Source organism: Enhydrobacter aerosaccus (genome assembly GCF_900167455.1).
GTDB lineage: Bacteria > Pseudomonadota > Alphaproteobacteria > Reyranellales > Reyranellaceae > Reyranella > Reyranella aerosaccus.
The window spans coordinates 110223-135797 of record NZ_FUWJ01000004.1 but is presented as its reverse complement, the minus strand read 5'-3'; the positions used below and the strand labels follow the sequence as shown (position 1 = coordinate 135797).

27 protein-coding genes are annotated in these 25575 nt (G+C 64.3%); 5 read left to right on the top strand and 22 right to left on the bottom strand.

Going from position 1 to position 25575, the window contains the following annotated elements; genetic code table 11:
* Positions 1-14 precede the first annotated feature (14 nt).
* The 14 genes from soxZ to B5D62_RS17860 all read right to left on the bottom strand — a co-directional run bounded on the left by soxZ (position 15) and on the right by B5D62_RS17860 (position 12767).
* Positions 15-335 carry a thiosulfate oxidation carrier complex protein SoxZ gene (gene soxZ, locus B5D62_RS17925; protein WP_085935293.1) on the bottom strand — a complete coding sequence of 107 codons (321 nt, stop codon included), beginning with the start codon at positions 333-335 and terminating at the stop codon, positions 15-17.
* Positions 335-790, bottom strand: coding sequence for a SoxY-related AACIE arm protein (locus tag B5D62_RS17920; protein WP_085935292.1), 456 nt, complete (start codon positions 788-790; stop codon positions 335-337). Before B5D62_RS17920 ends, soxZ begins: the two co-directional genes overlap by 1 nt.
* A 4-nt stretch (positions 791-794) precedes the next feature.
* On the bottom strand, positions 795-1187 hold the full coding sequence (soxX, locus tag B5D62_RS17915) for a sulfur oxidation c-type cytochrome SoxX (RefSeq protein WP_231714862.1): 393 nt from the start codon (positions 1185-1187) through the stop codon (positions 795-797).
* 66 nt (positions 1188-1253) lie between these two features.
* Positions 1254-2513 carry an NAD(P)/FAD-dependent oxidoreductase gene (locus tag B5D62_RS17910; RefSeq protein ID WP_085935291.1) on the bottom strand — a complete coding sequence of 420 codons (1260 nt, stop codon included), beginning with the start codon at positions 2511-2513 and terminating at the stop codon, positions 1254-1256.
* A gap of 6 nt (positions 2514-2519) precedes the next feature.
* Positions 2520-2816: a c-type cytochrome gene (locus B5D62_RS17905; RefSeq protein ID WP_218191114.1), complete on the bottom strand. Its 297-nt coding sequence runs from the start codon at positions 2814-2816 to the stop codon at positions 2520-2522.
* Positions 2813-4984 (bottom strand): xanthine dehydrogenase family protein molybdopterin-binding subunit, encoded by a 2172-nt coding sequence (locus B5D62_RS17900; RefSeq protein WP_085935290.1) that lies wholly within the window; start codon positions 4982-4984, stop codon positions 2813-2815. The genes B5D62_RS17905 and B5D62_RS17900 overlap by 4 nt, the downstream gene beginning before the upstream one ends.
* Before the next feature lie 11 nt (positions 4985-4995).
* Entirely contained in the window at positions 4996-5445 is a 450-nt protein-coding gene (locus B5D62_RS17895; protein WP_085935289.1) for a (2Fe-2S)-binding protein, read from the bottom strand.
* 141 nt (positions 5446-5586) lie between these two features.
* Positions 5587-6912 (bottom strand): dipeptidase, encoded by a 1326-nt coding sequence (locus B5D62_RS33790; protein WP_085935288.1) that lies wholly within the window; start codon positions 6910-6912, stop codon positions 5587-5589.
* A gap of 15 nt (positions 6913-6927) precedes the next feature.
* A complete protein-coding gene (locus B5D62_RS34480) occupies positions 6928-7581 on the bottom strand; it encodes a TlpA disulfide reductase family protein (RefSeq protein WP_139373948.1) in 654 nt (217 codons plus the stop codon).
* 15 nt (positions 7582-7596) lie between these two features.
* The gene (locus B5D62_RS34475; RefSeq protein ID WP_085935286.1) at positions 7597-7986 is read right to left on the bottom strand and encodes a peroxiredoxin family protein; all 390 of its coding nucleotides are present in this window, start codon (positions 7984-7986) and stop codon (positions 7597-7599) included.
* Positions 7987-8083: 97 nt separating this feature from the next.
* A complete protein-coding gene (locus tag B5D62_RS17875; RefSeq protein WP_085935442.1) occupies positions 8084-9715 on the bottom strand; it encodes a thiamine pyrophosphate-requiring protein in 1632 nt (543 codons plus the stop codon).
* A 78-nt stretch (positions 9716-9793) separates the two neighbouring features.
* On the bottom strand, positions 9794-10975 hold the full coding sequence (locus tag B5D62_RS17870) for a vWA domain-containing protein (RefSeq protein WP_085935285.1): 1182 nt from the start codon (positions 10973-10975) through the stop codon (positions 9794-9796).
* A 131-nt stretch (positions 10976-11106) separates the two neighbouring features.
* Positions 11107-11955 carry an AAA family ATPase gene (locus B5D62_RS17865; protein WP_085935284.1) on the bottom strand — a complete coding sequence of 283 codons (849 nt, stop codon included), beginning with the start codon at positions 11953-11955 and terminating at the stop codon, positions 11107-11109.
* 92 nt (positions 11956-12047) lie between these two features.
* Positions 12048-12767: a cytochrome b/b6 domain-containing protein gene (locus B5D62_RS17860; protein WP_085935283.1), complete on the bottom strand. Its 720-nt coding sequence runs from the start codon at positions 12765-12767 to the stop codon at positions 12048-12050.
* 156 nt (positions 12768-12923) lie between these two features.
* Between B5D62_RS17860 and B5D62_RS17855 the strand changes: the two genes are divergently transcribed.
* The gene (locus tag B5D62_RS17855; protein WP_170920997.1) at positions 12924-13379 is read left to right on the top strand and encodes a c-type cytochrome; all 456 of its coding nucleotides are present in this window, start codon (positions 12924-12926) and stop codon (positions 13377-13379) included.
* Between the two features lie 182 nt (positions 13380-13561).
* Here B5D62_RS17855 and B5D62_RS17850 read toward each other — a convergent pair whose 3' ends face one another.
* Complete coding sequence (locus tag B5D62_RS17850) at positions 13562-14212, bottom strand: TetR/AcrR family transcriptional regulator (RefSeq protein ID WP_085935281.1); 651 nt, start codon at positions 14210-14212, stop codon at positions 13562-13564.
* Between the two features lie 890 nt (positions 14213-15102).
* Between B5D62_RS17850 and B5D62_RS17845 the strand changes: the two genes are divergently transcribed.
* From B5D62_RS17845 to B5D62_RS17835, 3 genes are read left to right on the top strand one after another with little or no spacing between them, the layout of a single operon-like run.
* Positions 15103-15549: an SEL1-like repeat protein gene (locus B5D62_RS17845; protein ID WP_139373947.1), complete on the top strand. Its 447-nt coding sequence runs from the start codon at positions 15103-15105 to the stop codon at positions 15547-15549.
* Entirely contained in the window at positions 15546-16748 is a 1203-nt protein-coding gene (locus B5D62_RS17840; protein ID WP_085935279.1) for a tetratricopeptide repeat protein, read from the top strand. The genes B5D62_RS17845 and B5D62_RS17840 overlap by 4 nt, the downstream gene beginning before the upstream one ends.
* A gap of 12 nt (positions 16749-16760) precedes the next feature.
* Positions 16761-17222, top strand: coding sequence for an MmcB family DNA repair protein (locus B5D62_RS17835; protein ID WP_085935441.1), 462 nt, complete (start codon positions 16761-16763; stop codon positions 17220-17222).
* Between the two features lie 16 nt (positions 17223-17238).
* Here B5D62_RS17835 and metK read toward each other — a convergent pair whose 3' ends face one another.
* The 4 genes from metK to B5D62_RS17815 all read right to left on the bottom strand — a co-directional run bounded on the left by metK (position 17239) and on the right by B5D62_RS17815 (position 21686).
* Complete coding sequence (metK, locus tag B5D62_RS17830) at positions 17239-18525, bottom strand: methionine adenosyltransferase (RefSeq protein ID WP_085935278.1); 1287 nt, start codon at positions 18523-18525, stop codon at positions 17239-17241.
* A 188-nt stretch (positions 18526-18713) separates the two neighbouring features.
* Entirely contained in the window at positions 18714-19130 is a 417-nt protein-coding gene (locus tag B5D62_RS17825) for a helix-turn-helix domain-containing protein (RefSeq protein ID WP_231714852.1), read from the bottom strand.
* 232 nt (positions 19131-19362) lie between these two features.
* Complete coding sequence (gene lnt / locus B5D62_RS17820; RefSeq protein ID WP_085935276.1) at positions 19363-20883, bottom strand: apolipoprotein N-acyltransferase; 1521 nt, start codon at positions 20881-20883, stop codon at positions 19363-19365.
* A gap of 23 nt (positions 20884-20906) precedes the next feature.
* A complete protein-coding gene (locus B5D62_RS17815; RefSeq protein ID WP_231714851.1) occupies positions 20907-21686 on the bottom strand; it encodes a hemolysin family protein in 780 nt (259 codons plus the stop codon).
* Between the two features lie 212 nt (positions 21687-21898).
* Between B5D62_RS17815 and B5D62_RS17810 the strand changes: the two genes are divergently transcribed.
* Positions 21899-22729 (top strand): aldo/keto reductase, encoded by an 831-nt coding sequence (locus B5D62_RS17810; RefSeq protein WP_085935274.1) that lies wholly within the window; start codon positions 21899-21901, stop codon positions 22727-22729.
* A 12-nt stretch (positions 22730-22741) separates the two neighbouring features.
* Here B5D62_RS17810 and ybeY read toward each other — a convergent pair whose 3' ends face one another.
* The 3 genes from ybeY to miaB are packed head-to-tail and all read right to left on the bottom strand — an operon-like array spanning position 22742 to position 25573.
* Complete coding sequence (gene ybeY, locus B5D62_RS17805) at positions 22742-23221, bottom strand: rRNA maturation RNase YbeY (protein WP_085935273.1); 480 nt, start codon at positions 23219-23221, stop codon at positions 22742-22744.
* The gene (locus B5D62_RS17800) at positions 23190-24119 is read right to left on the bottom strand and encodes a PhoH family protein (protein ID WP_170921015.1); all 930 of its coding nucleotides are present in this window, start codon (positions 24117-24119) and stop codon (positions 23190-23192) included. Before B5D62_RS17800 ends, ybeY begins: the two co-directional genes overlap by 32 nt.
* Positions 24120-24166: 47 nt before the next feature.
* Positions 24167-25573, bottom strand: a complete 1407-nt coding sequence (gene miaB / locus B5D62_RS17795) for a tRNA (N6-isopentenyl adenosine(37)-C2)-methylthiotransferase MiaB (RefSeq protein WP_085935272.1) — start codon at positions 25571-25573, stop codon at positions 24167-24169.
* Between the last annotated feature and the right edge of the window lie 2 nt (positions 25574-25575).

Here is a 25575-nt window from a genome sequence, read left to right as displayed (position 1 = left end):
CGAGGGCCATCGGCTCAAGTCACCGCGACCGTCACCGAACCCTCGGCCGAGAAGTCGTTGTCGCCGCTCCAGCGGAAGCGGATCGTGCCGCTCTCCGAGGCGACAGTGAAGAACGACACGTAGGGATTGGCGGCGATGGCTGGCGACATCCGCATGCGAAAGATCTCGATGCCGTTCCAGGTCGCGATGAAGTCCTGGATGATGTTGCGCGGGATCATGGTGCCGTTGGTGCCCGGCCGGAAGCCAGTCTCCATCGGATGCAGGATCAGCGCCTTGACCTCGATGGTTTCGCCCTTGCGCGCGGTCTTGGGCGCATTGATGAGGACGTTGGCCATTACTTCACGTCCTCGACGCAGGCGGCGATGGTCACGATCACGTCGGCGCTGGCGCTCCAGAACTGGCCGGTGCTGGTCTCGGCAATGGCGACGACCTTCTGGGTGTCGGCAAGCTTGATACGCGTGCCGACGACGGCCCTGCCGTTGCGCGGGCCGAGCCAGGCGTTGAAGACATGCGGCTGCGGGTTCTTCTCATTGAAGACATGGATGGCCTTCACATGATCGGCGTCGGTCATCGGGCTCTCGACCGACACGGTCAGCGGCACCGCGTTGCCGTTCTCGATCAGCGGCGGGATGTCGAGCTTGACGCGACCGGACCGGACTTCCACCTCGCCCACCACCTCCTTGATCGCGGCGGCCAGACTCTCGGGCGTGGCCAGCGCCGGCGCGAACGGAATCACCGTCACCGTCGCGGCGGCGACAAGGAAGTGGCGTCGCGTCGGAAGACTGCTCATCGCGTCATTCCTTCAGGCTCACCAGATAGGCCACGACATCCTCGATCTGCCCTGCGCTCAGGATGGGTTTGTCCTCGAACCCCCGCGCCACACGGTGCAGGCGATCCAGCCGATAATAAGGCGGCATGATCGTGTTGGGATTCAGGCGCGATGCATCGACCAGCCGCAGCCGAAGCTGGCCCTCGCTCCAGCGTGAGCCGGCTCCGGCCAGATTAGGGGCCAGATTGCCCTGGAAGCGTTCCTCCGGAATGGGTGCGCTGTGACAAAGCAGGCACAGACCGGCCGTGCGACTGGCGACGATCGCTCGACCGCGTTCTGCATCGCCGCTTAGGCCGGTGAGCGAATCGGGTATCGAATCGCCGACGATGACGTAGGGACGAAGTTCCTCCTGGGCCATGGCAGAAACCGCCCAGACGGCGCCGACGACGGCAAGCGGAAGGATGAAGCGCAGGCGCATGGTCAATCAGCCAAAGATCTGAGCCGTCGTCGCACGAAACCAGTCGTCTGCATAGCGCGCTTCCTGGGCGCGCAGCGCCGCATCGCCGTCGATCGGACTGGCGCCGCCCGCGCCCGGCACTTCCAGCAATTGTCCTTTCTCGGGCCGGTAAACGCCGACCAGCGAGAAGCCGTAGTCCGGCGCCACCAGGTTGTAACAAGTGCTGATCAGGCGCGAGTCCGGCGCCGGCTGGCCGGCCAGACTGGCAACGATGGCCGCGGCGCAGACCTGGCCCTGGGCGCTGGCGGAGAAGGCGGCCTTAGGCATGGCGCCCATCAATGCAGCATCGCCCAACACATGGATATCCGGTTGCAGAGTCGATGCGAATGCTACCGGCTCGACCGGACACCAACCGGTCCGGTCGGCGACGCCAGCCAGCCGTGCCAGACCGCCGGCCTTCTGCGGTGGGATGATATTGGCGACATCGGCCTTGTGCTTGTCGAAGTCGGTGTTGACGGTCAGGGTCGCCGGCTCGACCGAGATGACGTTGCCACCCTGGCTCAGCGATACCCACTCGATCAGCCCGGGATAGAGCTCGGACCAGGCCTTCTGGAACAACGGCTGCTGCGAGAAGCTGTCCTTGGCATCGAGCACCAGCACCTTGGATCTCGGCTTGCTGGCCTTGAGAGAATGGGCAATCAGACTGGCCCGCTCATAGGGCGCCGGCGGGCAGCGATAAGGGGTTGCCGGAGCGGAGATCACAACCAGTCCGCCATCGGCCATGGCCTCGAGCTGCCGGCGCAACAGGACGGTCTGCTCGCCGGCCTTCCAGGCATGCGGCATCCGCTGCGCCGCCGCCTCGTCGTACCCGGGCAGCGCCGCCCAATCGAAGTCGATGCCGGGCGCCACGACCAGCCGGTCGTAGGAGAGCTTGCCGCCATCGGCGAGCGTGACCGTCCTCGCGCCCGGATCGACCGCCGTCGCCGCAACGGAAGCGACGGTCACGCCCGCACGCGCGATGCCGTCATAACCGAACTGCTGCTGCCCGATGCCGCGCAGACCGGCGATCACCTCGTTGCTGAACGGGCAGGCGGTATAGGTCTTGTTGGCCTCGACCAGCGTCACGGCCATGTCCGGCGCCAGTCCCTTGAGAAACCGCGCGCAGGTTGCGCCACCAAAACCCCCGCCGACGACCACTACCTTGGCTGCCCCCTGCCCGCGCACGATCGCCGGCGCGACAACAGCGGACGCGGTCAGCCCGACAAGGATGCGACGGCGCGTGGACATACGTGCTCAGTTGGCCTGCTTTGCGAACCATTCGGCAATAGCGTCAGTCTCGGCGTCGCTGAAGCCGCGGGCAATGCGTCCCATCACCGTAGCGGGACGCGCCCCACTTTTGAACTCCCGCATGATGCCGCCGATCTCGGCAGCAGGGCGACCGGCAACAACTGGAAGGGATGTCCCCGAAGCTGGCGAGCGGGCATGGCAGCTGGTGCAGGACCACGCCCCGGCCGGCACTTCGGCGGCGTCGACGGCACTGGTGAGCCCGAACATGGCCACCAGCGCCACCAACAACCTCGGGAGGATCAAGCCCCTTTCCTGAGGTCGTGGTTCATCAACGGCAGTTCTCGGATACGCTTACCCGTCGCCTTGTAGATGCCATTGAGCACGGCCGGCGCCGCCACGGCGATGGTCGGCTCGCCGACACCGCCCCAGAAACCGCCGGACGGCACCAGAACCGTCTCGACCTCCGGCATCTCGTCCATGCGCATGACGTTGTAGCTATCGAAGTTGGTCTGTTCGACGGCCCCGTCCTTGATGGTGATCTCGCCATAGAGAGACGCCGAGAGACCGTAGACGAACGAACCTGCGACCTGCCGGTCGATCAGCCACGGATTGACGCCATAACCCGGATCGGTGCCGGCGGTAATCTTGTGGACCTTGAGCACGCCATCGTTGCTCACGGAAATCTCGGCGATGCCAGCGACGTAGCTGCCGTAGCCCATGATCTGGGCAAGGCCGTGAAAATGACCGTCGGGCAGCTTCTTGCCATAACCGGCCTTGTCGGCCGTGGCCTTGAGCACGGCAGCATACTTTGGCTTCAGCATCTTCAGCCGGAAGTCGAGCGGATCCTGGCCCGCCGCTTCGGCCACCTCGTCCATGAAGCATTCCATGTAGATGGCGTTCTGGTTCGTGTTCACGCCGCGCCAGAAGCCGGGCGTCACATGCGGGTTGCGCATGGCGTGGTCGATCAGGAGATTGGGCACGGTGTAGCCGTAGGCCGCCTCCGGGCCGCCCGGCATGAAGCCCTGAAAGACCCGCGAGTCCATGCCGTTCTCCAGGCTCTGCGGCGAGAGCGCGGCAAGGATCGACTGTCCCGAGATGCGCACATGCAAGCCCACCAGCTTGTTCTCGGCATCGAGACCCGCCGTCATCTTGCACATGGTCGTGGGATGATAGCTGTCCTGCGTCATGTCCTCTTCGCGCGACCAGATCATCTTGACCGGCGTGCCCGGCATCTGCTTGGCGATCAGCACGGCCTGGCGCACATAATCGGCGCGGCCGCGGCGACCGAAGCCGCCGCCCAGGATCAACTTGTAGGCCTCGCACTTCGAGACCGGCAGCTCGGCTGCCTCGGCCGCGGCCGCGAGCGCCGCCTCGCCGTTCTGGGTGCCGCACCACACCTCGCACTTCTCGGGCGTGTACAGCGCCGTCGCATTCATCGGCTCCATGCAGGCATGGGCCTGCCAGGGAAATTTGTAGGTCGCCTCGACCTTCTTGGCGGCGCCGGCGATGGTCGCCTTCGCATCGCCCGCCTTGTTGCCGATGAAGGCCTCGTTGGCGTCAAGACCTTCCTTCAGCATCGCGGTGACGTCGTCCTGCTGGACCTGGCCGAGCTTGCCCGCATCCCATTCGACCGGCAGCGCCGCGAGCGCGGTGTGCGCATTCCAATAGGTGTCCGCCACGACCGCCACGGCATTGCCGTCGACGGGCACGACCTTCTTCACGCCTGGCATCTTCTCGACCTTGGCAGCGTCGAAGCTCTTGAGCTTGCCACCATGCACCGGGCAGGCCTTGATCGTGGCGATCAGCATGCCCGGCAGGCGCATGTCGATGCCGTAGACCTGCTTGCCGGTCAATTTATCCAGGGTATCGAGTCGCTTCAGCGGTTTGCCGATCAGCTTCCAGTCCTTGGGGTCCTTGAGCTTTACGGCATTCGGTGGATCGAGCTTTGCGGCCGCCATAGCCAGCTGTCCGTAGCCAAGCTTCCGGCCCGATGCTGTGTGCGTGACGACGCTGTTGGCAGCCGTGCATTCGCTGGCTGGCACCTTCCATTCCGCCGCCGCGGCCGCGATCAGCATCTCGCGCGCGGCAGCGCCGCCTTCACGCACATACTGGTGGCTGGTGCGGATGCCGCGGCTGCCGCCAGTGCCCATCTCGCCCCAGACTCTCTTGCGTTTCAGGTTTTCGCCCGGGGTTGGAAACTCGGTCGTGACCTTGCTCCAGTCGCATTCCAGTTCCTCGGCGACGAGCTGGGCCAGGCCGGTCAGCGTGCCCTGCCCCATCTCGGAGCGGGCGATGCGGATCACGACCTTGTCGTCGGGATGGATCACCACCCAGGCGTTGATCTCCTTGATCTCGGCTGCCTCGGCCGCATCGTCATCGGCCGGAATGCGGAAGCCAAGGGACAGGCCGCCGACGACAGCGGCGGTCTTGACGAGAAAGCTGCGGCGGCCGAGCGAAGTCTGGATCGTCATGCGCTCCTCCCTCAGGCCTTGGCGGCGGCGTGAATCGCTTCGCGCACCTGCTTGTAGGTGCCGCAGCGACAGATGTTGGTCATGGCAGCATCGATGTCGGCGTCGGTCGGCTGCGGTTTGGCCGCGAGCAACGCCGTCGCGGCCATGATCATGCCGCTCTGACAATAGCCGCACTGAGGCACGTCGAGCTCGAGCCACGCCTGCTGGATCTTGGTAAGCTTGCTGTCCTGGGCCAGCCCTTCGATGGTCGTGATCTTTTTGCGACCGACCGAATTGAGCGGCACCTGGCAGGAGCGCGTGGCGACGCCGTCGATAAGCACCGTGCAAGCCCCGCATTGGGCGATGCCACAACCATACTTGGTGCCGGTGAGACCGAGCGTATCGCGCAACACCCAGAGCAACGGCGTGCGCGCATCGGCATTGGCCTCAAGAGACTTCCCATTGACGTTCAGGACGGCCATGGCGATCTCCCCAATTGGAGCGTTGTGCGGATGAGGAAAAACGGTAGCGCGCGACGATGACCGTTGGAAGGCGCATTCGCTCGCGCCACTTCACAGCGTCGTGAAGCTCATCCGATCACACGCCGTGCGCGTTGGTCACCGTCACGCCAAGCTGGCCGCGAAGATCCGCTGATAGTTGCCGCCCAGAAGCTTGGCGGTCTCGTCGAGATTGAAGCGGGCGCGGAGGGCAGCAGTGAGTTGCGGCAGGTCCGCGTAACTCGGCAGAGAACTGGGGCCGAGAAGACCGAGTTGATCGGTGCCGATGCCGACATGATCGACGCCGATCTGGTCGACCATGCGGAAGATGCCCTCGGCATAGGAGCTGATGGCCGCGATCGAGTTCACGGGCCAGATGCCGACCACACCGCCGGTCGCCGCAATCGCCTTGGCGTGGTCGGGCGTGATGAGACGGGTCCACGGACTGGGGCGCTGCGTCAGCCCCGTATGCGAAAGCAACAGCGGCTTGGTCGTGACCGACGCCGCCGCCTTCACCAGCTCGTAGGTGCCGTGGGCCACATCGACGACGATCCCCAGCTGGTTGCAGCGACGGATGACGTCGGCGCCAAAAGGCGTCAGGCCGCCATGCACCGCGGGCTCGGTCTGGATGTCGCCCAGTTCATTGGGCCGGTAGTGGGTGAGCTGAAGCTGGCGCAACTGCCAGCGCTGATAGGCCTCGTCGAGACGTTCGATCTTGCCTTCGAGGAAATCGCCGCCTTCGGATGTCACGATCACGGCAGGTTGACTGGCCTGGGCGGCGCGCAGCTCGGCCGCCGATCGGATGATGGCCATGGATTGGCCACGCGCCAGATCATGGACCTTGGCGAACTGCGTCTTGCTGAATTCGTAGAGCTCGCCCGGTCGAGGTTCGCGACCCGGGCGCAGACGGCCGCTGGACACCTGGATGATCGGACCGTCGGCCACGATGGCAAGGCAGATCACCGCCAGACCGCCCGTGCGCATCGGCCCGGCGACGTCGAGCAGGGTGTCGCGACCGTAGCTTGCGCGAATGATGTTGCCGGCATGCGTGTGCATGTCGACGGCGCCAGGTGGCGTCTGCGCCATCGCCGGCACCGGCAGGCAGACCAGCGGACTCGCGGCGAGCAGGCGACGGCGCGTGACGCCACCGACAGGGCGCGCGTCACACAGTCGATAGCGCCAGGCATCGCGCTCACCCTCGACCACCTGCAAGGTGCCCGAGAGGCGCATCACACCGGCGTCCAAATCGAGCAGCTCGCGGGCCTGCACTTCGATGACGGCGAGCGGATTGGCCGGCACGCAGCCGGCGCAGCAATTCGCTTCTGCCATGAGAAGAAAATGGTCGGAGCGGCTGACGCCCCACGCAGCCGTAGGCCAGCCAATGACCTCCACGGTCACGCCGTGGGACCGGTCGGCACGGGGCATCCCGAGATCGCGCCAGCGCAGTCTCATGCGCTGGAGTATGCGCTAGAGCTTGGGTGGCGGATAGTAGGGCCTGTCCCCCAGCGCCTGGACCCGCGCCCAGAACTCCGGGCCGGAGGCCTTGCCGACCTCGTCGAGATCGGCCGCCTGCCGCCACATGCTCCACGACTCCGGATACAGGCGGCTGGCCTCAGCCATCTGGCGATCACCTTCGGCCGTGCGACCGTGCTGCCGCAACCAGACGCCGAGCCGGAAGTGCGCCCGGGCTTCGGCGATCTCCGGCGTGACCCGAGGCAGGCCCGCCCGCGCCATTCCCGATGGCAAGGCGTGCTGGCCGGTTCGGACCCAGGCGCGCACGGCATCGAGATAGGCTTCGCGGGCAGCAAGGCGTTCGGCCTGGTCCTGTGGCGACATCGTCTTGGTCTTGAGATCCATGCGCCGGAAGTGGTCGGTCGATCCCGCCGTCTCCGGCGGTCGCACGATACGGCCCTCCTCGTCGATCCAGATCGCCTGAGGCACGTTCACGAGATTGTAGAGATCGCTCAACCGGTGCTCGGTATCGATCAGCTGCCAGTAGCTCGACTTCGCCTGCTCGATCCAGGGTCGCGCATGATCGGCGCCACGGCTCTCCTCCGCCACGGCCACCACCATGAAGCCCTTGTCCTTCAGTTCATCGTAGAGATGCTGCCACACGGGCAAGTCGAACCGGCAGCCTCACCAACTGGCCCAGGTGGCAAGAAAGACCTTCCTGCCCCTAAGCTGTGACAGCGTGCGCGGCAAGCCATCGACATCGGGCAGCGTGAAGTCCGGCGCCTCGAGACCTTCGAGCGCCGCGTTGCGTTCTTCCGGCGCGGAGCCGAGCGCCCACACCATCCGGTCGTCGCTTGCGATTACCGGCCCGCCGAGCTTCTTCCAGAAGGCCGCGACATCGACCTCGCCCCCGGCCACCGATGCTGCCGGCATCGGCACGCAGGCGTCGGCCCAGCACATGCCCTCGGGCTTCAGCACCCAGCCAATGACGCGCTCGGCATCGGCCGCCGACATCCAGAGGCCGTCATGCGTCGCGACGTCGTGCTCGGTCAGCGCGGTGAGGATCTTGGTCATGGCAATCTCCAATGTTGTCATCCCGAGCATAGCGAGGGATCTTTACTGTGACCTTAAAGATCCCTCGGCTGCGCCTCGGGATGACACCCGCCGGGTGTCATTTCGGCGTCGAGATCGTCACTTCCTTCGAGGTGATGAACTCGAGCAGCGCCGGCACGCCCTTCTTCGTCTGTTCGATGCCGCGCTTGATGGCCGGCACGATGTCCTCCAGCTTGGTCACCCGCTCGCCATAGCCGCCGAAGGCGCGGGCCATCGCCGCATAATCGCCGGAGATGTCGGTCGAGCGGTACTTCTCGGTTGAGACCTGCATGATGTGCAGCTCGATCGCCATCGAGAAGTTGTTGAGCAGGATCGACATGATCGGAATGCGCTCACGCACCGCGGTCTCGAAATCCATGCCGGTGAAGCCGATGGCGGCATCGCCCCAGACATTGATGCAGAGCTTGTCCGGGCAGGCAAGCTTGGCGCCCATGGCGAGGCCGAGGCCGTAGCCGAGCTGGGTGGTCTTGCCCCAGCCGATATAGGTGTGCGGCGCTGTCGTCTTCCAGAACGGCGAGAGCTGGTCGCGCGGGCTGCCGGCATCGTGGGTGATGATGGTGTTGGCGACATCGACCGTATGCTGCAAGTCCCAGAGCACCCGGTAGGGGTTGAGCGGCGCGTCGTTGCTCTTGAGCTTGGGCAGCCACTCCTTCAGCCACTCGCCCTCGATCTGCTTGATTTCTGCTGCAACCGCCGATGCATCGCGCTTGGTGGCGCCGGCCGCCTTGCAGGCGGCGATCAACGCGGCAAGCGTGAGCTTCGCATCCCCCACCAGCCCGTACTTGATCTTCACATCCTTGTTGAGATGGGCCGGATCGAGCGTGGCGTGGATGATGGTCTTTCCCTGGGGCATCGAGATGCCGAAGTTCGTTTCCGTGAACGAACAGCCGATACCAAGGATGACGTCCGAGCGGTCGAGGAAGCTGCGCACCGCCTTCGGATAAGCGCGGCCGCCAGAGCCCAGTGCCAGCGGATGGGTCTCGTCGAAGCTGCTCTTGCCTTCGAGGCTGGTGCACACCGGAATGGCCAGCAGCTCGGCCAGTTCCTTGAGTTCGGCATAGGCCTCGGCCCAGTGCACGCCCTGGCCGGCATAGATCACGGGACGCTTGGCCGCCATCAACACCTGCGCCGCCTGCTTCACGGCGGCAGGATCGGGACCGTATTTGGTAACGACGACCGGCTCGTAGTTCAGCGGCTCGGGCGCCTCCTCGCCATAGACATCGGCCGGCAGCTCCACGACCACCGGCGAACCGCGGCCGTTGCGCAGCAGGCTGAAGGCCCGACGCATGATGTTCGCCACTTCCTTGCCCGAGGTCACGGGCTCGCAATGCTTGGCGACATGGGCCATCGCCAGCGTCGAGTTGAAGTTCGGCGGCACATGGGCGATGCGCCGGGGATAGCCCTGCGGGATCACGAGCACCGGGATGGACTCGCCGAAGGCCTGGGCAACGCCGCCATAGGCATTCTCGGAGCCGGGGCCGCTCTGCATGCAGAAGACGCCCATCCTGCGGCCCTTGCTGAGGCGCGACATGGCATCGGCCATGTGCAGGCCGATGCGCTCCTGGCGGACGATGATCGGGCGGATGTCGACCGCGGCGCAGGCTTCGATCAGATGATTGACCGGATAGGCGAAGAGATACTCGACGCCTTCCTTCTTCAGGATGTCCGCGATCGCCGGCCCGGTCTTCATCTGCATTCCTCCTTGATTATCTTGTGTCATCCGGAGCGAAGCGAGGGATCTTCAGGCGGCTCAGGATGACACTTCGTGTCACTTGTTCAGTTCCTTCATCGCGCTGTCGAGGCCGCCCAGGGTGAGCGGAAACATGCGGTTTGCCGTGAGCTGCTGCAGGAGCTGGATCGACGGGGTGTAGCTCCAATGCCGCTCCGGCACCGGATTGAGCCACACCATGCTGCGATAGGTATCGGCCATGCGCTGGATCCAGACCTGGCCCGCCTCCTCGTTCCAATGCTCGACCGAGCCGCCGGGATAGGCGATCTCGTACGGGCTCATCGAGGCATCACCGATGAAGATGATCTTATAGTCGGGCGGATAGGTGTGCAGAAGCTGCGCCGTCGGGAAGGTGTCGACGTGGCGGCGACGATTGTCCTTCCACAGCTTCTCGTACAGGCAGTTGTGGAAGTAGAAGAACTCTAGGTGCTTGAACTCCGAGCGCGCGGCCGAGAACAGTTCCTCGCAGACACGGATGTGCGCATCCATCGACCCGCCGATATCGAACAGCAGCAGCAGCTTCACCTTGTTGCGCCGCTCCGGGATCATCTTGATATCGAGGTAGCCAGCATTGCGCGCCGTCGAGCGGATCGTGTCGGGCATGTCGAGCTCGACCTCGGCGCCCTCGCGCGCGAACTTGCGCAGGCGGCGCAATGCGATCTTGATGTTGCGCGTGCCGATCTCGACCGTGTCGTCGAGGTTCTTGTACTCGCGCTTGTCCCACACCTTGACTGCCCGACCCTCGCGGTTCTTGTCCTGGCCGATGCGCACGCCTTCGGGATTGAAGCCGTAGGCGCCGAACGGCGAGGTGCCGGCGGTGCCGATCCACTTGCTGCCGCCCTGATGGCGCTTCTGCTGCTCCTCAAGACGCTTCTTCAGCGTCTCCATCAGCTTCTCCCAACCGCCCAGGGCCTCGATCTGCTTCTTCTCCTCCTCGGTGAGAAGCTTCTCGGCCAGCTTGCGCAGCCATTCCTCGGGAATCTCCGCCGTGGCGCCTTCCGCCGCCACCGCCTCGAGGCCCTTGAAGACATGACCGAACACGCGGTCGAACTTGTCGAGATTGCGCTCGTCCTTCACCAGCACGGCGCGCGACAGATAGTAGAAATCGTCGACGCTGTAGGCGGCAACGCCCTTATCCATCGCTTCCATCAGCGCCAGGTACTCCTTGATGGAGACCGGCACCTTGGCCTGGCGCAGCTCGAGGAAGAAGTTCACGAACATGGTCTTCCCTCACGATATCCGTGTCGTCCCGAGCGCTGCGAGGGATCTTTCGCGGCGCCGATTAAAGATCCCTCGCTGCGCTCGGAATGACACCATTTCCTGTCACCGAGATCCTACAGCGAGGGGCACAACTACTGACGCTGTTCCCGGCGCGCCATGAAGGCGAGGCGCTCGAACAGGTGGACGTCCTGCTCGTTCTTCAGCAGCGCACCATGCAGCGGCGGAATCAGCTGCTTGGTGTCCTTCGAGCGTAGCGCTTCCGGCGAGATGTCCTCGACCATCAGCAGCTTCAGCCAGTCGAGCAGCTCCGACGTCGAGGGCTTCTTCTTCAGGCCGGGCACCTCACGGATATCGTAGAAGATGTTCAGCGCCTCGCGCAGCAGGTTGCGCTGCAGATCCGGGAAGTGCACGTCCACGATCTGCGTCATCGTCTCGCGATCGGGAAAGCGGATGTAATGGAAGAAGCAGCGGCGCAGGAAGGCGTCGGGCAGCTCCTTCTCGTTGTTGGAGGTGATCATCACGACCGGGCGCTGCGCGGCCTTCACCACTTCCTGCGTCTCGTAGACGTAGAATTCCATGCGATCGAGTTCGAGCAGCAGGTCGTTCGGGAACTCGATGTCGGCCTTATCGATTTCGTCGATCAGCAGCACCGGGCGGTTCTCGGCCGTGAAGGCTTCCCACAGCTTGCCGCGCTTGATGTAGTTCTTGATGTCCTTGACGCGCTCGTCGCCGAGCTGGCTGTCGCGCAGGCGCGAGACGGCGTCGTACTCGTACAGGCCCTGCTGGGCCTTGGTCGTCGACTTGATGTGCCACTCGATCAGCGGCGCGTTGAGCGCCTTCGAGACTTCGTGCGCGAGGACCGTCTTGCCAGTGCCCGGCTCGCCCTTGATGAGCAGCGGACGCTGCAGCGAGATGGCCGCGTTCACAGCCACGCGCAGATCGTCGCTGGCAACGTAGGAGTCGGTACCGGTAAATTTCATGGTGCAAAATCCAGGTTCATTCGGGTGCTGAGCCACCCTAGAGGCCACCCTATCGGGCAGCAAGGGTGCGGGGCCGAGCCCCAGCCATGAATTCAGCCCCCGGCCCGAAGGATGAAATAGACGATCGCCGCACAGGCAATCAGCACGGAAAAGGCCAGCCGTCCGGAGGCAAAGCTGATGCGCGGCGGCGCCTGGCCGGGAGCGACCGTATCGTCCATCGGCTTGCGGCCGGTCACCATCGGACGCACGAGATTCTGCCGCTTGAGGACGAGATAGGCGAACACCGCCAGCACGTGCAGGCCGACCAAGACCAGCAGTACCTTGACCCAAAGATGATGGAACGCGGTCGCTTTATCGACCCACTTGTCGGCGATCAGGTTGGCCAGCGGCCCGCTGACCGTGCCCATGTCCGTATCCGCGGAAAACAGCCCGGCTGCTACCTGAGCCAGGACGGCGACCAGCAGGACGACCACCATCAGCCCGCCGAGCGGATTGTGCCCGACCTCGCGCGGCCGTCCGGGCCTGAACAGATCGCCGAGATGCGCCAGGGTAGCCGCCGGTCCCTTGATGAAGTCGGAGAATCGCGCGGTCGTGCTGCCGACGAATCCCCAGCAGATCCTGAACAGCAGCAAGGTGAGGATGGCGTAGCCCGACCAGAAGTGGAACTTCATCCAGTCGCCACCGGCGCGTCCGGTGAAATAGGACACCGTCATGAGGACCACGAGGCCCCAGTGGAACAGACGGACCGGAAGATCCCAGACCCGAATGCTCTCGTTCCCCTTGGCTCCCCTGGCCCCCGAATCCTGTCGCATACGCTCGCCCCTGCTTCCATCCATCAAACTACACGCAGTCGTGAGAAACTATTCCGGAGATCTGTTGTTCGCATTCAATGCGAAGTCTGCAACAAATACGCGGCCGGCGGGGTCGAGGCCACCGATCGGCTGTTCGGATCACAACAGGGGATGGCAATGAGGAAGAGGAGTCTGGTGGCGGCTGCCTTCGGCATGCTCGCGGCGGGAACGATCGTCGGCAGCGCGACGCTCGCAGTGGCGCAGGCCGACGTGGTCAAGCAGCGCCAGGAGAATCGCAAGCAGACCGCGGCGGCGATGCGCGCGATCAAGGGCGTGATCGATTCCAAGGGCGATGCCAAGATCGTCGTGCAGCAGGCGGCGAAGCTCAAGGAACTCGAGGCGGCTTTCGTGAAGATGTTCCCGGCGGGATCGGACAAGGACAGCAAGGCGCTGCCGGCCGTGTGGAGCGATCAGGCCGGCTTCCAGGCGGCCAGCAAGGCGGCCGACGCGGCCTACGACAAGCTTGCCGTGGCCGGCGGCTCGGGCGATTTCACCGCCATCGCCACCGCCTTCCAGGATACCGGCAAGGCCTGCGGCGCCTGCCACCAGAAGTTCCGCGCCAAGGACAACTGATCGCCCAAGACACAGGGTGGAGCCTGTACGAAGGCGGCGGGTCCTCTCGCCGCCTTTTCTGTTGGCAAAAGGAAAGGCCGGTCGCTTGGGGAACGACCGGCCTCCTGGGTGCCCGTGGCTGGGGTGTGGGTGTGAAGACGAAGCCTTTGGGTGTGGGAAGGGTGCTTCGCCGTGGTGGCTGGTTAGGCCACCGCCACGGGCTGTGTGGGAACTGTAAGAGCTTGCTGAACGATGGCCTCCGCCGTGAATCGCCAGGTGCGGGAAGCATGAAGAGGCGACAACCGAAGCTGCTCACGCATGTTCATCCAGCTGTCGAGGCCAAAGGCCAGATCCAGCGAGTCGAGGACGAGATCTCGCGAAGTGGGGTCGAGGTTGCCGAGTTCCGTGGCGAACCATGCCGCCAGACGTTCGCGCAGGAGCTTGCGCAGCTGGGCCACGCCAAGGCCGACAGCGGGCGCCACGCTGCGGACACGCTCGGCGAAATGCCATACTGGCAGCCATTGCTCGAACAGTTCCGACCGATCCGACACCAGCAGGTCGATGCGATTCGAGAGGGGCACGGCCAGATCGACGGGGCGATGGCCGTCGAAGGCGCGGTAAACCGCGAGATCGAAGGCCGCCGCATAGAGATCGGCAAGGCTGGGGAAATGCTGGAACAGAGCGCGACTGGAAACGCCAGCGATCGTGGCGATCGCAGCCGATGTCGGTTCGATATCGCCGGCCTGGATCAGGTCCAGCGTCGCCTGGATCAGCGACTGCCGGGTCCGCAGGCCGCGGACGATACGGCCGTCCTGCGACCGCGATACGTCAACCGGGAAGCCGACAATTTTCATATCAAAACCGATAAAATAAGAATGTCTCTCTAATGTCGAGACACTAACACGCGCTTCGCGTCGCGTAATCTGCAAAAATGCATATCTCAGCGCATTGAATGCCTGATTTCATTGAATAGTTTTTTTCGAGATAGCCAGTTTTGGATATCTCGGCGTGGCCCGCCCCCTACGCGATATCTGGGAGGCAACGATTCCGGGGAATTTCAAGCGGGCGGCATTCCAGGATGGGCAAAGGCCAGAAATATGAAAGGCCGGTCGCTTGGGGAACGACCGGCCTTCCTTAGGAGCCCGCCTGGGTGTGGGATTATCGAAGCCTTAGGGTGTGTGGGAAGGGGGCTTCGATGAGCGGCCTGGGGAGCCGCCGGCGGGCTAAGGGAACTGGGATGTGGTGCGCAAGCGCGACCAATGTGTGGGTCTAAAAGCCTTTCGGAAATTACCTAAAACGAACAACGACGCTTCTTATGAACGCACCCTAACAAATTGGGTCTCCGGTCGTCACTTGCAAAAATGCATATCTTGTCCGGCGGACTCCCCGTATTTCCTAAGCTTTGTGAAGCAATGATGCCACCAGATAGTCAAAAAAGGGCAGGCTCAAACGCATCTCCACCCCGTCAACTCGCCCCCATTTCCCTTGATTTACAGTGGGATAGGCAATCGGAATGCCCGCGCGTGGCTATCTTCTGCTGCAAATACATGACAGGCCTTCGTTAACGACCGGGCGATGACCACGGGCGATCGCGGCCTTGCCGGACTGGAGTCCGGCTTCGGCGTCGCACCGCGTGTTGCTGCCGCATTTCCATGGTAGACGTCGCGCGTTTGGCCATCATCGGAGATCAGCTGTGCGCGTTTCTGCTTCATTCCGACTCGTCTCTGCTGTTTGCAGCGCCGGCTTGCTCCTGACCGCTCTCGCGCGGCCGGCGGCAGCGGGCATCGAGGACGGTGTGAAAGCGATGCAGTCCGGCGACATGCCGGCCGCCGAGAAGGCGCTGCAGAACCTGGCCAAGGAACGCGACCCCCGCGCCCAGTTCCTGCTCGGCTTCTATGTCTACGGCAATCCGGACTCGAAGCTGTACGACATGAACAAGGCCGTCCCCCTGCTGCTCGATGCTGCCGAGCGCGGCTACACGCCGGCGATGATTCCACTGGCCGGTGCCTATGCCGACGGCAAGGGCGTACCGAAAAGCTTCCCCGAGGCGTTCAAGTGGCTGGCGATCGCGCAGCGTTGGAACGCACCAAATGCCGAACAGCTCATGGGCCAGATGGCCCAGGAACTGAAGCCGGAAGAAATCGAGCAGGCCAAGGCGGCCGCAGCCGCCTACACCTTCAAGACCAAATGAGGATCGTCCCGGCGGCGCTGCTCGCGGCGCTGCTCGGCGCGAGTTCTCACGCCTTCGCTCAAGGCGCCGACCTATCCGGTACGTCCCCGGCGTTGCGCAATGCCGTTGCCACCTACCGTGCCGGCGATCTCGCCTCTGCCGAGGCCGATTTCCGCAGGCTTGCCGCTTCCACCCCCGATGCCCGAGCCTGGCTGGGCGTGGTCCTGATCGAGCGCGGAAATGCTCGTGACGGAGTGCAGATGCTCCAACAGGCGCTCGCCGCCGGCTCGGCGGAAGCCGCCCTTCAGCTTGGTGTCGTCTATGCGCAAGGTCTGGGCGGCCTGCCGCGCGACGATGCCCGTGCTGCGCAGCTGTTCGAGAAGGCCGCGAATGCCGGCCATCAACGCGCCCAGCTCAATCTCGGCATCCTGTACTTCCGCGGCCAAGGCGTGCCGCGCGATCTGGTGCAGGCACGGGCCTGGCTGGAAAAGGCGGCATCCGGAGACGATCCGTACGCCCTTTATGCCCTCGCGCGAGCGACTGAGGACAACGACGGATCGGCCATCGCGGATCCGGTGCGGGCAGCCGATCTCTATCGCCGCGCCGCGGAAAAGGGCCACCCGCTCGCCGCGCTCCGCTACGGACTGGCGCTGGCCGAAGGCAACGGCACCAAGCAGGACGCGCTGGCGGCCCAACGGTGGCTGATGATCGCGGAGAAGGACGGCGTGCCTGAAGCGGCGCTGGCCTTGGGAGACATGACCGCCCGTACGCGGCCATCGCGAGACAAAGCTGCCAATCAGACCATCCAGCAGAATGCCGTGGCCTGGTATGCCGTGGCGGCCAATGCCGGCGTCGCCTCCGCCCAGTTCAAGCTCGGCAATGCCTATTACGCCGGTGCCGGCGTCGCGCGCGACGTCACTCAAGCGGCGACGTGGTATGGGAGAGCGGCACGGCAGGGACTGCCTGAGGCGCAGCAACTTCTCGGCGTGGCATTGCTCGGCGGCCTGGCCGGGCAGACCGATCCGGTCGAAGGCTACAAGTGGCTCCTCATCGCCGAAAAGGCCGGCAATCTCGCCGCCCGTGCCACCAAGGAGCAGGCAGCAGCCAAATTGTCCGATGCCGAGCGCAAGCGCGCCGAGGCGCTGGCGGCAGCCTTCACTCCGGTTCTCGAGCGACCGATCAGCGATGTACCGCCGCGGCTCGCTCCGCCGACTCCCTGAATGGTCGAGGCGATGGCTTCGCCCCTGCCCCGCCAGGCGCGACCGGAAATCACCATTGCCGTATGCCGCGGCGCGTGCCGCCTGATGCGCCAGACCGGCAGGTCTGTCGTTCTCGAGATGCCGCTGCCGGATGGCCGACGCGCCGATATCTTTGCCGTGGGCGCCGGGGGTGATCTCACTATCGTCGAAGTGAAGTCCTCGATCGAGGATTGGCGCGCCGACAACAAGTGGCCCGATTATCTCGCTTGGTGCGACCAGCTCTATTTCGCGGTGCCCGTCGATTTTCCGCAGGCGCTCATCCCGGAGCCGGTCGGGCTGATCGTGGCCGATGCCTATGGCGGCGAATTGCTGCGACATCCGCCACGTCGAGCCGTTGCCGCGGCCCGACGCAAATCACTGCTGATCGACTGCGCCCGGCTGGCATCCGAGCGGCTTGCCCGTCTCGAGGATCCGGACTTCGTCGAGCTCGGCTAGACGAAGTCCGATTCCGTCAGCGGGCGCTGAAGGCCCGCTTCAGTTCCGGCACGAGATCGAGCCGTTCCCAGGAGAAACCACCGTCGCGATCCGGCTTGCGGCCGAAGTGGCCATAGGCGGCGGTGCGGCGGTAAATTGGCCGGTTGAGCTGCAGGCCGCGGCGGATATTGGTAGGCCGCAGCGGGAAGAGATCGGCCAGCACCTTCTCGAGCTTGCGCTCATCGACCTTGCCCGTGCCTTCGGTGTTGACGTAGAGCGACATCGGATCGGCGACGCCGATTGCGTATGCCACCTGGATCAGGCAACGGTCCGCGAGGCCCGCCGCCACGACGTTCTTGGCCAGGTAGCGCGCGGCATAGGCGGCCGAGCGATCGACCTTGGTCGGATCCTTGCCGGAGAAAGCGCCGCCGCCATGCGGAGCGTAGCCGCCATAGGTATCGACGATGATCTTGCGACCCGTCAGGCCGCAATCGCCATCAGGACCGCCCACGACGAAATTGCCAGTCGGATTGACGAAGAAATCGGCGGCCTTCTTGGGCATCCAGCCACCCGGCAGCGACTTCTCGACGTAAGGCGCGATCATCTCGCGAACCATCGCCGAATTGTACTTCTTGCCCTTCGCTGTCTCTTCCCGATGCTGCGTGGAGACGACAACCTTGACCGCGCCGACCGCCTTGCCGTCGACGTAGCGCACGGTGACCTGGCTCTTCGCATCCGGCTGCAGATCGGGGAGTTCGCCCGAACGGCGTGCCTGGCTCAGCACCTCGAGGATCTTGTGCGAGAAATAGATCGGCGCCGGCATGAAGGAGTTCTTCTCGTACTCCTCGCTGTCGCGGCAGGCGAAGCCGAACATCAGGCCCTGGTCGCCCGCGCCTTCCTGCTCGCCGAGGTTGCCCTTCATCTTCTTGGCGTTGACGCCCATGGCGATATCCGGCGACTGGCCGTGCAGCAGCACCTCGACATCGGCGCCATGGTAGCTAAACCCATCCTGATCGTAGCCGATGTCCCGCACCACATCGCGGGCGATCTGCGCCAACGCTTCGCGGTTCACCACCGTATGCTTGTCGTACTTGCGCATGAACGGTTCGGAGGCGCGGCCTTCGCCGGCGATCACGATCTTGTTCGTCGTGGCCAGGGTCTCGCAGCCGAGGCGGGTATTGGCATGGCTGTCGTCGGCAATACCCAACTTGACGTCATTGGCAATGAACGCGTCGAGGATCGCATCTGAGATCTGGTCGCAGACCTTGTCCGGATGGCCTTCGGAAACCGATTCACTGGTGAAGATATAGTCCTTGAGCGTCATCAAGCCCTCCCTCAGATGTCACTGGACCTCCGGGCAGGGCGGATGAGCCGCCAACGTCCGGCTTAGCCTTTGTTCATGCGGTGGCAAGTCGTCCAAATCCGTCCGCAACGGCATCGATCGGTGATGATCGAGGCCGCGCCGCAAAAAACTCCAAACGAAACAAGAAATCAAGGGCCTGCTGAGGCTATTCAGCGACCTTTGCGTCCGCCAAGCACTTCGGCATGGCTGGCGGCGCCGACCGCCTTGACCATCTCGAAGATGCGCTTGCGGACACGCGCCTCGCGAATCTTGTAGTAGGCGCGCACAAGTTCGAGGGTCTCGCGCTTGATCAGCGGATCCTTCTCCTGTTCGAACGGCGTGGCGGCTTCGCCAAAGCCGCCCTTGCGCGCGCGGCCCGACATCGGCCGACCGGCCAGGGCGTTGGACGGCATCTCGTCGAAAAAGTACGACACGGGCACGTCCAGCACCTTGGCGAACTCGAACAGGCGGCTCGACCCGATCCTGTTGGAGCCACGCTCATATTTCTGAATTTGCTGGAAAGTGAGCCCCACTGCGGTCCCTAGCTTCTCCTGGCTCATACCGAGCAAAGTCCGACGCTGGCGCATGCGCGCTCCCACGTGAACGTCAACAGGATGCGATCTCGCCATAGCTCCTGATCCTTTTTTGGTTCTTGGCTTTAGAACGTCGACGCCGTTGCATGAACTACGGAACAGACACCTTTAACTTGTGCTTGGTGCCACAAACCCAGCTGTGCAAAAATGCATATCTACACGCCAGGAGTGCATAGGACATTACCTGCTCTTGTTCATAATGCAAGCTTAACCTGAACTCGCCGCCTTAAGGTGAGGCATTGTCGCGATAAAGGCGGCCTGCCGGGAATTTCAGCACCGCCGGTAGCAGCAAAGACAAGAGCCAGATCAGCAGTATCCAATCGTGCCAGAGACTGTACGGGGTCGCCGGCCGAGCCGGTGGAAGGGCGTGGTCGATGGTCCCCTCCTGCTCCATATCGAGAGAATCGAGCACCCGACCGTAGGCGTCGATCACCGCGGATACGCCCGTGTTGGCGGCACGCATCATCGGCAACCCTTCCTCCACAGAGCGCAGCCGTGCGCTGGCGAGATGCTGATACGGACCGCTCGAGACGCCGAACCAGGCATCGTTGGTCACGTTCACGATCCATCTCGGGCGACGATCGGAACCGACGATCGCGCCGGGAAAGATGACCTCGTAGCAGATCACTGGCGAGAAGGGCGGCACTCCGGGCAAGGCCAGGGTGAGATGCGACTCACCAACCTCGAAGGAGCCGCGACCGACCAGTCCCGTGAGCGGCGGAAGATCCTTGTGGAAAGGGATGTACTCGCCGAGCGGTACAAGATGGACCTTGTCGTAATGCGCCACGATGGCGCCGCTCTTGTCGATCGCGAGAAGCGAGTTCCAGACACCGTCGCCATATCGGGCAGCGGTGCGTTCGGCGCCCGTCAGCAAGTAGCCGTTGGGTGGAACGGCTTCGGCCAGGACCGGCAGGATGGGCGATCCGGGTTGCACGATGAACGGCACCGCGGTCTCCGGCCAAAGCACGACGGCCACACGGTCGAAACCGGGACGATGTGACAGATCGATCAGTCGTCGGAGATTGCGGACCGCGGCGTCGCGGTCCCATTTGAGCGATTGCGCCGTGTTCGGCTGGACGATGCGCACCACCGGCCCATCCTGCTCGTTCCCGACTGGCGGCATGATCGCGACACCGACAACACCTGCACCGCCGACGATCGCCAGAGCGACCATCGACGCGCGCCAGCCGGCGGTGGGCGCAGCAAGAATCAGGAATGTTGCCGTGCCCAGCCCATAGACACCGACCACAGCCGCGCCCTGAAGCAGCGGCGTTGCGAACGTCCACACGTGGCCGAGCGGGTTCCAAGGGTAGCCTGTGAAGATATGGCCGCGCAGCCACTCCGCTGCTGTCCAGGCGACAGCGAGGATCACGAGTCGGCGATACCGGCCGCCAAGGAATGGCCAGCGCAAGGCGGCCCAACGCGTGGCGCCGGCGGCCAGTCCCGGAAAGAAGCCAAGCAGGACGGCGAGACCAAGAACGATCGGCGGTCCGAGCAGCTTGAAGTCGGCCGGCGGCACGAAGAACGCTTCGACGATCCAGTACGAGCCGACGGCAAAATGGCCAAGCCCCCAAGCCCAGCCGCGCAACAGCGCCGCCTTCCAGGTCGGCGCGCCGTCCCAAAGCCAGACGAACACGACGATGCCCACGACCGCAAGCGGCAACCAATCGAGGGGCGGCATGGCGAGTGCCGCCAGCGCGCCCGAAACCAAACCGACGCCGAGGGCGCGCTTTCCTTCAAGTCTCATGAGCGCAAGGTGACCGATCAGCTCTAGGCTTGCGGCGCGGCAGGCGGCCGCACACGCAGACGACGAATTCGGCGCGGATCGACATCAAGAATCTCAAACTCGACACCCGATGGATGGCGCACCACTTCTCCCCGTTCGGGAATGCGCCCGAGCAGCGAGAAGATTAGACCGCCCACCGTGTCGATTTCGCGTCGCTCGTCCTCGGACAGAACGTTGCCGATCTCCTGCTCGAGCAGCTCTATCGTCGTCCGTCCGTTGACATCGATCGTGCCGTCGGCGCGGCGTGCCAGGGTGGGGGCCTGGGCGACGTCGTGCTCGTCCTCGATCTCGCCCACGATCTCCTCGACCAGGTCTTCGATCGTCAGCAGGCCATCAGTTCCGCCGAATTCGTCCACCACTAACGCCATATGCGTGCGCGAACGCCGCATATCGAGCAGCATATCGAGCACCGGGAGCGTCGGTGCGACGAACACAACCCGCCGCAATATGTCGCGCAGGTTAAATTTCTTGCTCGTTCCCCAGTAGGTGAGAACATCCTTGATGTGGACCATGCCGATGACGTCATCGAGCGATTCCCGATAGACCGGATAGCGCGAATGAGCCTCGGCCTGGATCAGGCGCACGACCTCGTCCAGCGGCGTATCGGCGGCAATGCCGACGATATCAACGCGCGGCACCATCACGTCGGCCACCGTCTTGCCGCGAAGTTTCAGGATGTTGACCAGCAGTTCGCGCTGGTCGTCGCTGATCGGCGTATCGCTTTCAGGCGTCCCCTCGATCAGTTCCTCGATGGCCTCGCGCACCGCCTCGTTCCGATCACGCCGGCGCAGGCGGCGCCAAAGACTTCGGGCCCAGCTACTGTGGGCGGGCGAGTCGGCGGCCGATGGAGGCGGAGAAGGCGACTCTCCCGGCGAGGCCTGGCTGGTCGAGCCTGGCTGCGAAGCGCGCGCTGTGGAGTCCGGCATGGCTTCTAAGATAGGCTAAACCCTCTGCGTTGCAATCGTGGAAGTTCCCGATGCGTTCCCTCAATCTTCCTTCCGGTGCCCAGATGCCTGTTTTCGGCATCGGCACCTGGCGCATGGGCGAAAGCGCACGGATGCGTGCGCAGGAACTCGATGCGATCCGTCATGCGCTCGATCTGGGCTATCCCCTGATCGACACGGCGGAGATGTATGGTGAAGGCGTGGCGGAAGAGATCGTCGGCGAGGCGATTTCGGGCCGCGCCGATCGCCCCTTCATCGTCAGCAAGGTCTATCCCCACAATGCCTCCCGTCAGGGAACGATCGCCGCATGCGAGCGCAGCCTCAGACGGATGCGGTTGGAGCGTATCGATCTCTATCTGCTCCATTGGCGCGGCAGCATACCGCTGGCGGAAACCTTCGAGGCTTTCCATCGCCTGCGCGAGGCGGGAAAGATCGCCGACTTCGGCGTGAGCAACTTCGATCTCGACGACCTGGAAGAAGCCGCCGCGCTGGACGACAGATCGATGGCGGCCAACCAGGTGCTTTATTGCCTGTCGCGACGCGGCCCCGACTTCGACCTGCTGCCGTGGATGCGACGACGCTCGATTCCCCTCATGGCCTATTCGCCTCTCGATCAAGGGCGCCTGCTGGGCAAGAGCGCCCTGCGCAAGCTCGCCGGCGAACTCGGCTGCACGACGGCCCAGCTCGCCCTGGCCTGGTTGCTGGCTCAGCCGGGTGTCGTCACGATTCCCAAATCAGCGACTCGCCAGCGCGTGGAAGAGAATCTCGGCGCCCTCGACATCACGCTGTCGCCCGAGATCCTGGCCGAACTCGATCGCGCCTTTCCGCCGCCGCGCGGCAAGCAGGCGCTGGAGATGCTGTAGACGTTTCTGCGCTCAGCGCTCCAGGTACGGATCGGCAATGCCCAGCTTCGCCAGGATCCGTCGTTCCAGCCGCTCCATTCTCTCGGCATCCTCGTCACTCGTCTCGTGATCGTAGCCGAGCAGATGGAGCGTGCCGTGCACCACGAGATGCGCGAGATGATCGGCTGGCGCCTTCTTCTGCTCCCGCGCCTCGCGCCACACGGTCTGGCGCGCGAGGACGATATCCCCCAGGAACGCCTTCTCGCCGGAAGGATAGGACAGGACGTTGGTCGGTTTGTCCTTCTTGCGATCCCGCGCATTGAGGATGCGCACGCGCTTGTCGTCGGCCAAGGCGACATTGAGCGAATAGCTCGCCCTGCGCCGTGCGCCGACGAGGGCAGCCCGCGCCGCGCGACGCACCAGGCGCTCGACTGAGGGCAGAGACCGACGCCACTGACCGTCGAGCACGACGACGGTGCAGCTAAGCTTTGCGCTGTTTGTCGCGCGCGTCATAGGCTTCGACAATGCGCGTCACCAGATCGTGTCGCACCACATCCTGGGAACTGAGCCGTACGAAGCGAACGCCCTCGACGTCGCGCAACGTCTCGACCGCGTCGGTCAGACCAGATTTCTGACCGCCAGGCAGATCGGTCTGGCTGGGATCGCCGGTAACGACCATGCGGGATCCCTCGCCCAGGCGGGTCAGGAACATGCGCATCTGCATCGGCGTCGTATTCTGCGCTTCGTCAAGGATCACATAGCAGTGGGCAAGCGTGCGACCGCGCATGAAGGCCAGTGGAGCGATCTCGATCTCGCCCGACTCCATTCGATTGGCGATCTGCTCGGCCGGCAGCATGTCGTGCAGCGCGTCGTAGAGCGGTCGCAAGTACGGATCGATTTTCTCCTTCATGTCGCCGGGCAGGAATCCCAACCGTTCGCCCGCCTCGACGGCAGGCCGCGACAGCACGATCCGCTCGACCTTGCCGGCCAGCAGCAACGACACGCCCATCGCCACGGCGAGATAGGTCTTGCCGCTGCCGGCGGGTCCCAGAGCGAACACCATGTCGCGTTCCTGAAGCGCCGCGAGATAGCCGCGCTGCCCGGGCGACCGTGCCTGCACGGTGCGGCGTCGGGTCCGGATCCCTTCGCCCTCTGCTCCTTCCGCGCCCGTTCGCGCGAAGCGCACGGCAGCATCGATATCGGCCGCCTCGATCGACAGCCCGCGCTTCAGGCGCTCGTAAAGCCCCTGGATGGCCTTATGAGCCACGCCGGCATCATCGGCGGTCCCGGAGATCGCGAGCTGGTTGCCGCGCGCGCTGATCTGCACATTCGCCAACTGCTCGATGCGGACGAGATTGCGGTCGTGGTTGCCGTACAGCATGGCAAGCAGCGCATTGTCGTCGAACGTCATGCGCCGGACATCCGCCGTCCGACCGCTGCCGCCGGTTCCCGTGTCGCTCACGCCGCAGCCTCGAGCGACGGCACGATTTCGCCGGCCAGACTGACGGCATGCGCCTCGATCAGCCGCACTGCGGCGATGCTGCCGATCAGCGAGGCTGGTCCCTCGACATACACCGATTGCAACCACGGGCTCTTGCCCAGGATCTGGCCAGGCTTGCGGCCCGGTTCGGCAAATAACACGGGCACGGTCATGCCGACCTTCTCAAGGTTGAACTCGCGCTGCTGGCGCGCAAGCAGCGCCTGCAGGGCAGCCAACCGCGCCGCCTTGACGCTTTCCGGAATCTGGTCGGCCAGCGCCGCGCCGGGCGTTCCGGGACGCCGGCTGTATTTGAACGAGAAGGCGGCGGCGAAGCCCACTTCGTCGATCAGCTGCATGGTCGCGTCGAAATCGGCGTCGCTTTCGCCGGGAAAGCCGACGATGAAATCCGACGACAAAGCAAGATCGGGCCGTCGGTCGCGCAGCCGGTCCACCAGCCGCCGGAACAGATCGCGGCCGTGGCCCCGATTCATCGCCTCGAGGATGCGGTCGGATCCCGATTGCACCGGCAGGTGCAGATACGGCATCAGTTGCGGCACCTCGCCATGGGCGATGATCAGATCGTCATCCATGTCGCGCGGGTGCGAGGTGGTGTAGCGGATGCGCCTCAAACCATCGATCTCGCCGATCGCCCGCACCAGGCGGGCGAGCGACCAGGTCGATCCGTCCAGCGCCTCGCCGTGATAGGCATTGACGTTCTGGCCCAGGAGCGTGAGTTCGATCGCCCCGGCCGCGACCAGCGCCCGGGCTTCCTGCAGGACCGATTGCGCTGGACGCGAATACTCGGCGCCGCGTGTGTAGGGCACGACGCAAAAGGTGCAGAACTTGTCGCAGCCTTCCTGGATCGACAGAAAGGCTGAACCGGCACGAACACCAGCCGGCGCCGGAAGGTGGTCGAACTTGCTCTCGGGCGGAAATTCGGTGTCGAGCACGCCGGCCCCTGGCAACCGCTTGCCGGCGCGGCGCAGCGCTGCCTTGCGTTCGGCCTCGGCCAGCAGTTCCGGCAAACGGTGATAGGCCTGCGGACCGACGACGATATCGACGGCCGGTTGGCGTCTCGCGATCTCCTCTCCTTCGGCCTGGGCGACACAGCCGGCGACCGCGATCATGAGGTCGGCGCCGTCGCGCCGGCGCTCGACCTTGACGTCGCGCAGGCGACCGAGCTCGGAATAAACCTTCTCCGAGGCCTTCTCGCGAATATGGCAGGTATTGAGCACGACCAGGTCGGCCTGCTCCGGGCTGTCCGACAAGGCATAGCCGAGCGGACGCAAGACGTCGGCCATGCGGTCCGAGTCATAGACATTCATCTGGCACCCGTAGGTGCGGATGAAAACGCGCTTGCGAGACTCCTTGGCGGCCAATGTCATGA

Coding starts and splice junctions, on each gene's coding strand:
- soxZ (WP_085935293.1), bottom strand. CDS start 335: ATGGCCAACGTCCTCATCAATGCGCCCAAGACCGCGCGCAAGGGCGAA.
- B5D62_RS17920 (WP_085935292.1), bottom strand. CDS start 790: ATGAGCAGTCTTCCGACGCGACGCCACTTCCTTGTCGCCGCCGCGACG.
- soxX (WP_231714862.1), bottom strand. CDS start 1,187: ATGGCCCAGGAGGAACTTCGTCCCTACGTCATCGTCGGCGATTCGATA.
- B5D62_RS17910 (WP_085935291.1), bottom strand. CDS start 2,513: ATGTCCACGCGCCGTCGCATCCTTGTCGGGCTGACCGCGTCCGCTGTT.
- B5D62_RS17900 (WP_085935290.1), bottom strand. CDS start 4,984: ATGACGATCCAGACTTCGCTCGGCCGCCGCAGCTTTCTCGTCAAGACC.
- B5D62_RS17895 (WP_085935289.1), bottom strand. CDS start 5,445: ATGGCCGTCCTGAACGTCAATGGGAAGTCTCTTGAGGCCAATGCCGAT.
- B5D62_RS33790 (WP_085935288.1), bottom strand. CDS start 6,912: ATGAGACTGCGCTGGCGCGATCTCGGGATGCCCCGTGCCGACCGGTCC.
- B5D62_RS34475 (WP_085935286.1), bottom strand. CDS start 7,986: ATGACCAAGATCCTCACCGCGCTGACCGAGCACGACGTCGCGACGCAT.
- B5D62_RS17875 (WP_085935442.1), bottom strand. CDS start 9,715: ATGAAGACCGGGCCGGCGATCGCGGACATCCTGAAGAAGGAAGGCGTC.
- B5D62_RS17870 (WP_085935285.1), bottom strand. CDS start 10,975: ATGTTCGTGAACTTCTTCCTCGAGCTGCGCCAGGCCAAGGTGCCGGTC.
- B5D62_RS17865 (WP_085935284.1), bottom strand. CDS start 11,955: ATGAAATTTACCGGTACCGACTCCTACGTTGCCAGCGACGATCTGCGC.
- B5D62_RS17860 (WP_085935283.1), bottom strand. CDS start 12,767: ATGCGACAGGATTCGGGGGCCAGGGGAGCCAAGGGGAACGAGAGCATT.
- B5D62_RS17855 (WP_170920997.1), top strand. CDS start 12,924: ATGAGGAAGAGGAGTCTGGTGGCGGCTGCCTTCGGCATGCTCGCGGCG.
- B5D62_RS17850 (WP_085935281.1), bottom strand. CDS start 14,212: ATGAAAATTGTCGGCTTCCCGGTTGACGTATCGCGGTCGCAGGACGGC.
- B5D62_RS17840 (WP_085935279.1), top strand. CDS start 15,546: ATGAGGATCGTCCCGGCGGCGCTGCTCGCGGCGCTGCTCGGCGCGAGT.
- B5D62_RS17835 (WP_085935441.1), top strand. CDS start 16,761: ATGGCTTCGCCCCTGCCCCGCCAGGCGCGACCGGAAATCACCATTGCC.
- metK (WP_085935278.1), bottom strand. CDS start 18,525: ATGACGCTCAAGGACTATATCTTCACCAGTGAATCGGTTTCCGAAGGC.
- B5D62_RS17825 (WP_231714852.1), bottom strand. CDS start 19,130: ATGCGCCAGCGTCGGACTTTGCTCGGTATGAGCCAGGAGAAGCTAGGG.
- lnt (WP_085935276.1), bottom strand. CDS start 20,883: ATGAGACTTGAAGGAAAGCGCGCCCTCGGCGTCGGTTTGGTTTCGGGC.
- B5D62_RS17810 (WP_085935274.1), top strand. CDS start 21,899: ATGCGTTCCCTCAATCTTCCTTCCGGTGCCCAGATGCCTGTTTTCGGC.
- ybeY (WP_085935273.1), bottom strand. CDS start 23,221: ATGACGCGCGCGACAAACAGCGCAAAGCTTAGCTGCACCGTCGTCGTG.
- B5D62_RS17800 (WP_170921015.1), bottom strand. CDS start 24,119: ATGACGTTCGACGACAATGCGCTGCTTGCCATGCTGTACGGCAACCAC.
- miaB (WP_085935272.1), bottom strand. CDS start 25,573: ATGACATTGGCCGCCAAGGAGTCTCGCAAGCGCGTTTTCATCCGCACC.